At 60.2% G+C, this 10,099-nt stretch carries 10 protein-coding genes; 2 read left to right on the top strand and 8 right to left on the bottom strand.

Going from position 1 to position 10,099, the window contains the following annotated elements; translation table 11 throughout:
- Positions 1 to 255 precede the first annotated feature (255 nt).
- Together Q4E95_RS08665 and Q4E95_RS08660 are read left to right on the top strand one after the other, a co-directional pair.
- On the top strand, positions 256 to 1,092 hold the full coding sequence (locus tag Q4E95_RS08665) for a FadR/GntR family transcriptional regulator (RefSeq protein WP_303382924.1): 837 nt from the start codon (positions 256 to 258) through the stop codon (positions 1,090 to 1,092).
- The gene (locus Q4E95_RS08660) at positions 1,064 to 1,807 is read left to right on the top strand and encodes a cache domain-containing protein (RefSeq protein ID WP_303382923.1); all 744 of its coding nucleotides are present in this window, start codon (positions 1,064 to 1,066) and stop codon (positions 1,805 to 1,807) included. The genes Q4E95_RS08665 and Q4E95_RS08660 overlap by 29 nt, the downstream gene beginning before the upstream one ends.
- A gap of 26 nt (positions 1,808 to 1,833) precedes the next feature.
- On the opposite strand, the gene Q4E95_RS08655 is transcribed toward Q4E95_RS08660, so the two are convergent.
- Genes Q4E95_RS08655 through Q4E95_RS08620 form a run of 8 tightly spaced genes read right to left on the bottom strand, consistent with a single transcriptional unit; the run spans position 1,834 to position 9,921 of the window.
- Complete coding sequence (locus Q4E95_RS08655) at positions 1,834 to 2,637, bottom strand: gamma-glutamyl-gamma-aminobutyrate hydrolase family protein (RefSeq protein WP_303382922.1); 804 nt, start codon at positions 2,635 to 2,637, stop codon at positions 1,834 to 1,836.
- Positions 2,638 to 2,639: 2 nt separating this feature from the next.
- Positions 2,640 to 3,353: a gamma-glutamyl-gamma-aminobutyrate hydrolase family protein gene (locus tag Q4E95_RS08650; protein WP_303382921.1), complete on the bottom strand. Its 714-nt coding sequence runs from the start codon at positions 3,351 to 3,353 to the stop codon at positions 2,640 to 2,642.
- Entirely contained in the window at positions 3,350 to 4,066 is a 717-nt protein-coding gene (locus tag Q4E95_RS08645) for an ABC transporter substrate-binding protein (RefSeq protein WP_303382920.1), read from the bottom strand. Before Q4E95_RS08645 ends, Q4E95_RS08650 begins: the two co-directional genes overlap by 4 nt.
- Positions 4,066 to 5,544 carry a glutamine synthetase family protein gene (locus Q4E95_RS08640; protein ID WP_303382919.1) on the bottom strand — a complete coding sequence of 493 codons (1,479 nt, stop codon included), beginning with the start codon at positions 5,542 to 5,544 and terminating at the stop codon, positions 4,066 to 4,068. The genes Q4E95_RS08645 and Q4E95_RS08640 overlap by 1 nt, the downstream gene beginning before the upstream one ends.
- Before the next feature lie 49 nt (positions 5,545 to 5,593).
- Positions 5,594 to 6,841 carry an NAD(P)/FAD-dependent oxidoreductase gene (locus Q4E95_RS08635; RefSeq protein ID WP_303382918.1) on the bottom strand — a complete coding sequence of 416 codons (1,248 nt, stop codon included), beginning with the start codon at positions 6,839 to 6,841 and terminating at the stop codon, positions 5,594 to 5,596.
- 3 nt (positions 6,842 to 6,844) lie between these two features.
- Positions 6,845 to 7,039, bottom strand: coding sequence for a ferredoxin (locus Q4E95_RS08630; RefSeq protein ID WP_303382917.1), 195 nt, complete (start codon positions 7,037 to 7,039; stop codon positions 6,845 to 6,847).
- A 51-nt stretch (positions 7,040 to 7,090) separates the two neighbouring features.
- Positions 7,091 to 8,293 (bottom strand): cytochrome P450, encoded by a 1,203-nt coding sequence (locus tag Q4E95_RS08625; RefSeq protein ID WP_303382916.1) that lies wholly within the window; start codon positions 8,291 to 8,293, stop codon positions 7,091 to 7,093.
- Between the two features lie 35 nt (positions 8,294 to 8,328).
- Complete coding sequence (locus Q4E95_RS08620; RefSeq protein WP_303382915.1) at positions 8,329 to 9,921, bottom strand: APC family permease; 1,593 nt, start codon at positions 9,919 to 9,921, stop codon at positions 8,329 to 8,331.
- Between the last annotated feature and the right edge of the window lie 178 nt (positions 9,922 to 10,099).

Raw genomic sequence — 10,099 nt, 5'->3', positions numbered from 1 at the left:
TCGTGAGGGTTTACTGCACGGTAGCCCGGGTTACCTTGCAGTAAGGCCGGACCAGATGGAAGCGACCCGGCCCGGACGGCGTCGTCACTCCTGATGAGTGGCGGGCCGCCCGGGCTTGATCATGTGCAGATTCGTGACGGACTCTCGTGCTCGGTCGTTGAAAAGTCCCCGGATATGGCATTCTCAGTAGACGACCACAAGGGCACGTCAGCACACGAAATCGGTGTGGCGGGGGATCACCGAGGAGGGGCAGCCATGGACGATGCACAGGGCGTGCTGGGCCCCAGTAATCCTCCCACCCAACCCGTCGAGGTAATTCCGTCTTCGGCTGCGCTGCGGGCGCAGATTTACCGCAGTCTTCCCTCCTACGATCGCGCCGAAGTCATCACGGATCGACTGCGGGACTCCATAGCGGTGGGGCTGCTCCACCAGGGGGACAGGCTTCCCAGCGAAGTCGACATGTCCGAATCTTTCGGTGTTGCACCGGCCACTCTGCGCGAAGCTCTTTCCAAACTCCGCGACGAAGGCCTGGTAGAAACCAGACGGGGAAGAAACGGCGGCACGTTCGTCGTCTCGTACCCGCAAGCGCGCACCAACGCCCTCCTGCAACGGTTCAGGGAATACACAGTGGTCGACCTGCGCGACCTGGGCGATGAAATCACAGCGATCACCGCGGCGTGCTGTCGATTAGCGGCGGAGCGCGCCGTCAATCATGATGTCGAGCGACTCGGCTCGCTGCTCGCGGAATTCCGCAAGGCGCGCACTCCCCACCAGCGGTCGAGGTCAGACAGCAGATTCTGGCTGGAACTGGCCGTTGCCGCGCAGTCCCGACGCCTCCTGTCATTGGCGCTCCGCCTCCAGCTGGAAGTCAGTGAACTGCTCTGGTCCCCGCTGATCAAGCACCGCGACCACGAGGGAGCCGTTTCACAGCTGCAGGACCTGTATCAAACTCTGGTAGACAGAGACAGCAAAGCGGCTGTCGAGGCTGCAAGCGCACGCGTCAGCGCGGACACCTACCATTTGATCGACGTGAAACTGACGCTCTCCCTCAATGATGAGCAGGATGGGGGCACGCATGGACCGGGGCGGTAATCTCCTCACGGTTGCGGATGATTTATCCGCACAGTTCAACCTTCTGTACAGGGACCTGAAGGTGTACGCGGATGTCCTGTCCGATCGTCTCAATCGCCTGAGCACGTCTCATTCCGTGGGCCCCTTCGACACCACCATGGTGACCCGCATGCGCATGCATGCGCTCGGCGTCCTCAAGAGGCACAGCATGCTGGCGGGGACGGGAGTGATCTTCGCACCGGAACGCATTGCGGTACCCGAACAGTTGATCCAGTGGTACGTGCGCAGTGACGACGAGGACATCGAACCCTACGGATTTGTCTACGACCGCGATTCCAAAGAGTTCTACGACTTTCTCAATCTCCCCTGGTACCACAGGCCACGAACCACTGGTCGTCCAGCGCTCGGCGGTCCGCTGCTGGACTATCTGGGCTTTGACGAATACATCGTCACGTTGGCCGTGCCACTGAACGTCGGAGACGAGTTCGCCGCGGTTGTGGGCGCGGATCTCCTTGTCGAGAGCGTCCAGGTGGCTCTCCAAAAAGCACTTTCTCGGCACTCGTCCGGGAAATGGCCCCCCGTGGCGCTGGTCACCGAGGAAGATCGCATTGTGTGTGCGAATTCCGCCCAGTTCCTCCCGGGTCTGCGCCTGGACGAACGCTCCGATACGTTGTCTCGAATCGCCTTGACCACGTCGGTTCCCACGTTCACCTTGGTGGCGGCCGCCCAGGAGTAGGGTGGCCGCCACATGTGGTGGTCGCCTCACGTGGTCTTTCGGGTCCGCGCCTGTTGCGTAAACGCATTGAACAACTGGAACCGGTCGTCCGCGTGACCGTCGTCGTCTTCCGGATGCCATTGCACGCCGACGATCCAGGTCTTACCCACCAGCTCCGTTCCCTCGACAACGCCGTCGTCCGCGACGGCGATCGCCCGCAGCCCGTCGCCGAGCTCCGCGACCGCCTGGTGATGCCCACTACGAACCACGAGCCGCTCGCGCCCGTAGATCTCATGCACCTTACTGCCCGGGACCAGCCCGATTTCCTCATCCAGGAACATCGGTGCCCCCTCAACTCCCCGGTGCAAATGCGCCGGTTGAATGTCGGGAATCAATGTTCCGCCACACGCAACATTGAGTAGCTGGGACCCGCGGCAAATTGCGAGAACGGTGGCATCTCGATCGATCGCTTCCCGAATGATTCGTAGTTGCCTCTGATCGGACCGAGGATCTTTACCGTACTCGTCCGGAACCGGCTCGTCATGACCGTAGAGGGTTCCATCCACATCACCGCCACCGAGAATCACCACCCCATCCGTTTCCGCGATGGCTCGGTAGTCCGGTTCCGCATCCTCTGTGACATCAATGAGAACCGTTCGCGCCCCGGCCTCCCGCAGGCTTTCCAGGGTGACCGATGTGAATCTCTTGATCAGCTCGTACGTTTCCTCGTTCTGGTCAGGAAGATTCAACTGCGCAACCACCGCGATACGGACGTCGGAATCCGGTTCGGCCATCGACCGGGGCTCCACATCGGCCGGTGACAACAGCGGAACCGAAGGTTGTGCATGCATGACTATCCTCTCGTTGATTCGCGCCGCTTTCGGGCCTCCTGGACGATCCAATCGAAGAGCGCCTGGTCCGATGCCAGGGAATCCGAACGGTCCTCCGGATGCCATTGCACCGCCACAGTGTTGAGCTCGGGGTCCTCAATGGCCTCAACACATCCGTCCGACGACCTCGCCACGACGGACAACCCAGCACCCACCCGATGTACGGCCTGATGGTGATAGCTGGAGACTGACACCTCTCGGGAGTCTCCCAACACCGCAGCCAGCCGGCTGTCGGTGGCTATCTCCACGTCATGTACCGTATCCACGTGCTGTTGCGGATCATCCGGCCAATGTTGGATGAGCGTGCCACCGCGTTCCACGTTCCACAATTGCATGCCACGGCAAATCAGAAGAGTGGGCAGTCCCATTTCTTGAGCCAGCGCTATGGCTTTGGCCTCGGCCGCATCCTGCTCGGCGTAATCGGTTCCCACGTAGGTCTCATCAGCCGCGGCGCCGTACCGAGCGGGATTTATGTCGGACCCCCCGGGAAGCACCATGCCATCCACGATGGACCAAACATTGGAATTAGTGGCCGGGGAAATGACCAACGGATCTCCGCCGGCCCGAGCAATGCTGTCGAGCACCGCGTTGGCTACCACTGAACCCGAATACCGGAGCCCTTTGATCTGCGCCGACCACATGGCCGGCACGGCGATGAACGGCCTGTCCGATGTCATGAAGGCCTCCCCTCATGGAGGTCGGCCGGAAACGGGAGGTGAGGCATCCATTTGCGCCACACAGCTGCCAACCGCCCATCCGCAATGACCCGCGCCAACGCCCCATCAAGCAGTTGTAGCGTGTCCGGGGAGTCTTTCGAGATGCCCACACCCCATGGGTTCCTGGTTTCCACCGTGAAAGCGATAGCGAAATCCGGGTCGTCTCCCAGCGGTACCGTCACGACGTCGTCGTCGACCATGGCGTCCACGCTGCCGTTGCGAACCGCGGCAATCATGTCACCGAAGACATCGCCGGAGGAGTCGAACGGAACCGGTTGCGCTCCCTGGAAGGACTCCGCCAGTCTCATATTCGCGCTGTCTCGAATAGCAGCCACACGGTAGCCCGCCATGTCTTCCTGTGTGCGGGCCGGATCCCCGGCCCGCACGAGAACGGACTCGCTGAACACCGCGTAGGGGCGGGTGAAGGCAACCTGTTCTTGCCGTGATGGAATGATTCCCTGCCCGCACCACACCCCGTGGGCCTGACCACGTTGCACAGCCGGAATCATGTCGTCCCACGGAAGCACGAGCCACTCCAGGTCCATACCCAGTTCCTCAGCAACCAACCGGGCAGCATCGGGTTCGTACCCGGTCCTGGTTCGACCGCCATCGGCAGAGAGGTCGAACAACGGAGGAGCATCGGAATCGATGCACGCAAGTGTCAAAGTACTCATCACGGAATCGCCTGCCAGTACTGCTTGAACTCCCATTCGGTCAACGCGCCGCAGTAGCGGGCCCATTCGTCCTTTTTCATGTCCAAATAAACGCTGGACAGTTGGTCGGGCAGGGACCGCTGGATGTACTTGTCCGCCTCGAAGGCGTCGATGGCTTCACCCAGTGACATGGGCATGGTCTCGCCGAGGCTTCCCTCCGCGGGAGGTTCAATCTGGTTGCCGATACCGTCGGCCATCGCCGCAATCAGCAGCGCATGAGAGAGGTAGGGGTTCACTGCCGCGTCCGGGACTCGCACTTCCGCACGGCCGTTGGCCGAGATCCGCACCATTGAGGCGCGGTCGTCCAGACCCCAGTTGCCGCGGGCCGGAGCAAACTGCCCGGGATCCCAGAATCGCTTGTAAGAGTTCACCGTGCTCGCCATGATGAGCATCATTCCCGGTGCATGCTTGAGGATGCCACCAATGGCCCAGCGGCCCAGCTGAGACATGTGCAGCTCTGTCACTCCATCGATGACAAAGGAATTGCGACCTTGTTCATCCCAGAGGGAAAGGTTGTGGTGGCAGCCATTACCCATGGAGCCCAGGTATGGCTTGGGCATGAAGCTTGCTTGAACATCGAATTCCCGAGCGACCTGTGAGCAGATCTGTCGGTAGGTCACCAGCCTGTCCGCAGTCCGCTCGATATCATCGAACATCCAGTTCAGCTCGAGTTGGCCCTGGTCCTCGTAATCACCTTCGATCATGTCGAAGTCCAGCGCCGTTGCGTATTCCTCCAGGCGCTTGAAGATCGGCCTCATCATTTCCAAATTCTCCACTTGGTACGCCGGGCTGTGCCCCGGCACCAGGTTTGGTTCAATGGACTTTCCAGCCCACACCATCTCCGGCTCCGTACCCGATTTCATGGTGAGTCCGAACGTGTCCTTCATCAGCTGGTGAGTTCGGTGCATATTGGCACGCGCATCAATGGCCAGCGGGCGGCCTCCGACCTCCCCGAGGTGCTCGGGCTCGTAGGCAGCGCAGAAAATGCGGCCGATCTCGTGGTCCCACGGCAACTGCTGGAGCGTCTCCGGTTGCGGGAGTCCCACAAACTCCTTGGCCTCCACGCCACCACCGATCAATGTGCCGAAGATATCCGTCTGCAGATCACTGAGCGCAGTTCGGTGGAAACTAATTCCCTTCTCCAGGTTCCGAACGATGTGCTTGGCGGGCACCAGTTTGGCGACGGTTCGTGATCCTAGCGTGGGGAGCATGTAGTACAAGTACTTCACTCCGGAGCGTTCGATCTGCTCCTTGATTTGTTCCACCGACTCATCGGAGAGATTCTTCTCCTGATGACGGGTAAAGGCCCCATTGTCGGTTAATGCTGACTCCGAGCGCTCCTGGTAGACGTCGGTTAGGCTGCGCCCCAGCTGAATTGCTTGGGTTTGCAGCTTTTCCACGTGCGGTTCTTTTACTTCAGAATTCGTGTTCTCAGACATTTCACACACTTTCCATCAATCCTTGGTTGACCAAAGATGGGTGTAGACGTCAGGCTGCCGAAGTAATCTTCGTCAACATGGCGCGGTATTGAACTAGCCGCCCTGCGGGCAATCCCACATTGACCACGGCAATGGTTTCCCCCTCGCGCTGATAACTGATGGCCACACCTGACGCCGGGTCATCCAGGCTTCCCTCCAGCACGTCAATGGAGGTTGCCCGGTGAGGCGCTCCAACACCTTGGATCCGGACACCGAACTGGTCACTCCAAAAGCTCGGCATGGCGCTGAACGGCGCGGGCTCTTCGGTGCCGCCCAGACACGCAACCAGTGACTTCGCAGCCGTCTTGGCCGTGTCGATCGCTGTTTGCCAATGCTCGATTCGCCGCAGCTCACCGCCGGACCAAGGGTCCGGAAACCGGGCAACATCGCCGACGGCCACCACCCGGGGTGCACCCTCGACGCGCATCCTGGAATCCACGACCACTCCGTCAGTGAGATCCAAGCCATTGCCCTCGAGCCATTCCGTATTGGGCACAGATCCGACGGCCTCGACCACGATGTCCGCGGCAAGTTCCTGCCCATCCTCCAGACGGACCCCCGCCGCACGAGCATGAGATGCATGATCATCCGGCGAGGATCCCGTGAGGAATTCCTCGACGTAACTGCCACTCACCATCTCGACGCCTTGGCCCGTGAGCCAGTTACGTATGGCTTCCGAAACTTCCTGCCCCAGGACGCGGTGCATTGGTCCCCTGGACCCCTCGACGAGTTGAACGGCACATCCGAGTTGGCGAGCGGTGGAAGCAACTTCGCAACCGATGAAACCCGCCCCCACTACGAGGACACGTTTTCCCGAGCGCAATTGCTCATGCAAGGCTCGTGATTCCTCGAGGGTCCGAACGATGTACCGGCCCTTCGTGGGTCCCGGCGTCTGCAAGCGCCGGGGACGGATTCCCGTGGCGATGACCAGACCGTCGTACTCGAGGTGTTCCCCGGAATCCACCGTGACCGTTCGCGCGTGGAGGTCACATGCGATGGCTCGTTCGCCCAACCGCCAGCGCACATCCGAGACACTTGCGCGCTGGCGCAAGGCCGTTGATTCACGTGACTCTTCCAGCGTTCCCGGCCGGGCCAGAATCTCCTTGGTCAAAGGCGGTCGGTTATAGGGCTGGTGTGGTTCTTCCCCGATGACCACCAGTTCGCCTTTCCAACCGGCTGAACGCAGCTGCTCCGCTGCTCTCAAGCCACCCATGGACGCGCCGACCACGACGATTCGCCCCAGCTCGAGGGTGGACATGATTTACTGCTCTCCCTTGAGGAAGATGGCCTGCACAGGACAGACATCCATGGCGTCCTCGATGTACTCGAGCTCCGCCTCGGGGAATTCCTCCTCGTAGCGCAGTACCCCTTCGGGATCCATTTCGAAGTTGTTCGGCGCTGCGATAGCGCACTGCCCGTGGTTCTCGCACAGGTTTCGATCGACCCAGACCTTCATGATGAATGCACCCTTCCGTGCCCGCAGACACTGATCTTTCGGTTGTCGTGATTAGCGTTTGTCGAATGTGATGGGAAGCGTTGCGGGTCCGGTGTTGCCGGAGTCCGGTAGCCAACGTCCCTCGGGCGAGATCTTGATGTTGGTGAGGCGAGTTGCCAACGCTGGCAGGGCCGCCATCATGTCCGAGCGGGCCACGAAGTGACCCAGGCAGTGATGAACACCGCCGCCGAATGCGTAGTGGGGTGCTGATTCCCGCTCCAAGTCGATCCGGTCCGCATTGCTGAACTTCTCGGGGTCGGTACCGGAGGCGAAGGTGAACATGTGAACAGTGGTCCCCTTCTCGATGGTCAGGTCTTTGTAATCGAAGGTTTCCGCGGCCTCGCGGGTCACCCAACGAGTCGTGGGGTTGATCCGCAAGGCCTCCTCCACGGCGGCCTTGGCAAGTTCATCGGGTCGCTCGGCGAGCATCTCCCACTGGTGCGGTTGGCGAGCGAAGGACTGGATGGCCAAGCCCAGCTGGTTCCGTGTCGTGTCCATGCCGCCAAAGATCAAAAGGACAATGAGGTTTTGAAGTTCCTCATCGGACAGCGAGTCTCCCTCTCGGTTGGCTTCCACCAGCCGGGTGACGAAATCGTCCTTGGGGTTTTGTTGCCGATCCCTGATCAGATCAGCGCCGTACGCCTGAAGTTCCCGCAGAGCGGCGTCGATCTCGGGCAATTCCTGCTTAATGGTGATGCCCAGGGCTGCACCCACCGTTGAACCGAGTTCGTTGATCTTCTCCCAGTCGCTCTCCTCGATGCCGAGCATGATGCATAACACCCGGGTGGCGAACGGCGCCGCGAATTCCTCGACGAACTCCACTTCACCACTGTCGATCCAGTTGTCGATCAGTTCGTTGGCAAGTGCTTCAAACCGGTCGCCCAGCACCGCGATTTTCCGTGGCGAGAACGCAGGATTTGCCAGGCGGCGGATCCGGTGGTGGTCCTCTCCCTCCAGAACCAGGAGATTCTCCTTCCACCAATCGTAGAAAACACCCGAGTGGACCCCGTTGTGTTCGGGCCACTGTGCCGATCCCTGGATCAGCTTGGGGCTCTTCATCAGCGCCGCGTTGTCCTCGTAGGACAAGACCGCAATGCCGTAGTTGGTCTTGGCATACCAGTTGGTGTCCCGGGCATCTCGCACTGCATCCGAATCCATGGAGAAGGACGGGTCCGAAATATCGAGGTATGCGAACTTAGGGGCTGTGATGCTCATGGCGAGTTCCTTTCCGAGCAACTCTTCGACTCGTCTTACTGTCTTTCCGAACCGTTGTGGGGATAGATGTGAGGCTTTCCGCCATCCAGGCGAATGGCCATGTCGACCACTTCCTCGGTCTGAGAAATCGGATTCGCGTATCGCAGGTCGATCTCACCCGTATGGGCGTCACCGGTGGGCCCGGCATCGAATCGGTATGGCCGTCGAGCGACCAGATACAGGGCACCGATGACCAGAACCGCGGCCCCCACGAGACCGACCATCCACGCCTGGTACCAGGGAACATCGTGCACCGGGGTGACCAGCGTGTAGATAGCGAAAATCTGATACACCAAGGCAATTCCGGAGACCACCCAGCCCGCGTTACCCATGGCGAAGTGCCCCTTGGGTTTCCACCCCTTGGCGCGAGCTCGGAGAGAGGCGATCACCACGGTGCAGAACGCCATGTAGATGCCGCAGGAAGCGAACGACACAATGGCGATGAGCGCGTTGGCGCTGAGCAGCGAGATGATGAGCACGACAGCGGGAAGCCCAGCCGCGGTAAGCAACGCGTACGGCGGTACAGCTCTCTTGTGATTGAACTTCCGAAGGAAATTCGATGCCGGGAGCTGATGATCGCGGCCCATTGAAAACATCAGCCGGGAGGCCGCGGCCTGGAGTGAGATGGTGCAGGACAAGAAGGACAGTAGGACAATGACCATCACGATTTTGAACCCGGTGGGGCCGAAGGCGCTGAGGAAGATGGCACCGACCGGATCGGTGGCGGTGCCATCGAGAATCGCCCCGAAGTCCGGAACGGCCAGGATGAGCCCCAGCGCAATGAACATGGACGCAATGCCACCCACGTAAATCGTGGTGCGCATGGCCTTGGGGATCACGCGACCGGGATCTTTGACTTCTTCAGCAACGTCTCCGTTGGCCTCAAAGCCGTAATAGAGGTAAATGCCGAAGATCGCCGCTCCGATGAACGCCGCCGCAAAAGGTACGTCATTTTGCATGTCCGCAGGACGGAAATCCATGAACAGGACGGAAAGGTCGTGCTGGCGGGCTTTGAAGAGCAGCCACGTCCCGAGGCACACCGTTGCAATGATCTCCACCGCAAATCCAATGAAGGCCACATTCGCCAGAATCTTGGTGCCGCCAAAATTCACCACGGTCGCCAGAACGAGGATTGCCACAGCTAACAAGACATTGGCGAGCGGAGTCATCTCCAAGCCCAGTAAGGCACCCAGGAACGGTCCCGCACCGTAGGCCACCGAAGCAATGGTTGCGTTGATGGCGATGGCGTAAATCCACCCACTCATCCATCCCCATTTGGGGCCCCAAAGCCGTCGGTTCCAGGGGTAAATACCTCCAGCAATGGGGTATTGGGAGACGACCTCACCAAAAACCAGCGCCACGAGAAGTTGGCCCAGTCCGGCTATCACCAGCATCCAAAATGCGGGCGGGCCAGAAATCGCCAGGGCCGCCGCAATGGTCGTATACACGCCCACCACGGGGGACAGATATGTGAACCCCAGCGCGAGGTTCCCCCAGAAACCCATATCCCGCTTGAATTCGCCGTCATCGTGCCCGCTGTGAGTCCTGACAGCAGAATCTGACGTATGAGCGTGTTGAGTACTTGCCATGACGACTCCTTCAGTGCCGCTACGGGAGAGATCCCCACGCCCTCCCGGACGGTGTCACCCCAACGCCTTCAATGTGAAGTGCGTTACAACTGGAAGATACCATCAAAACTGTAGGTATTGGCAAGGGGTTGCTCCGAAGTCATACTCGAGCTCCCATGAGCTTCGAAGGAGTGGCAAG

It is taken from the genome of Kocuria sp., assembly GCF_030536815.1.
In the GTDB taxonomy this organism is placed as follows: Bacteria; Actinomycetota; Actinomycetes; order Actinomycetales; family Micrococcaceae; genus Kocuria; species Kocuria gwangalliensis.
This window is presented reverse-complemented; position numbering and strand designations above follow the sequence as displayed.

Excerpts from the sequence above, each read along its gene's own strand:
- Q4E95_RS08655 (WP_303382922.1), bottom strand. The coding sequence starts at position 2,637 with ATGCATGCACAACCTTCGGTTCCGCTGTTGTCACCGGCCGATGTGGAG.
- Q4E95_RS08645 (WP_303382920.1), bottom strand. The coding sequence starts at position 4,066 with ATGAGTACTTTGACACTTGCGTGCATCGATTCCGATGCTCCTCCGTTG.
- Q4E95_RS08650 (WP_303382921.1), bottom strand. The coding sequence starts at position 3,353 with ATGACATCGGACAGGCCGTTCATCGCCGTGCCGGCCATGTGGTCGGCG.
- Q4E95_RS08635 (WP_303382918.1), bottom strand. The coding sequence starts at position 6,841 with ATGTCCACCCTCGAGCTGGGGCGAATCGTCGTGGTCGGCGCGTCCATG.
- Q4E95_RS08620 (WP_303382915.1), bottom strand. The coding sequence starts at position 9,921 with ATGGCAAGTACTCAACACGCTCATACGTCAGATTCTGCTGTCAGGACT.
- Q4E95_RS08640 (WP_303382919.1), bottom strand. The coding sequence starts at position 5,544 with ATGTCTGAGAACACGAATTCTGAAGTAAAAGAACCGCACGTGGAAAAG.
- Q4E95_RS08630 (WP_303382917.1), bottom strand. The coding sequence starts at position 7,039 with ATGAAGGTCTGGGTCGATCGAAACCTGTGCGAGAACCACGGGCAGTGC.
- Q4E95_RS08625 (WP_303382916.1), bottom strand. The coding sequence starts at position 8,293 with ATGAGCATCACAGCCCCTAAGTTCGCATACCTCGATATTTCGGACCCG.
- Q4E95_RS08665 (WP_303382924.1), top strand. The coding sequence starts at position 256 with ATGGACGATGCACAGGGCGTGCTGGGCCCCAGTAATCCTCCCACCCAA.
- Q4E95_RS08660 (WP_303382923.1), top strand. The coding sequence starts at position 1,064 with ATGGGGGCACGCATGGACCGGGGCGGTAATCTCCTCACGGTTGCGGAT.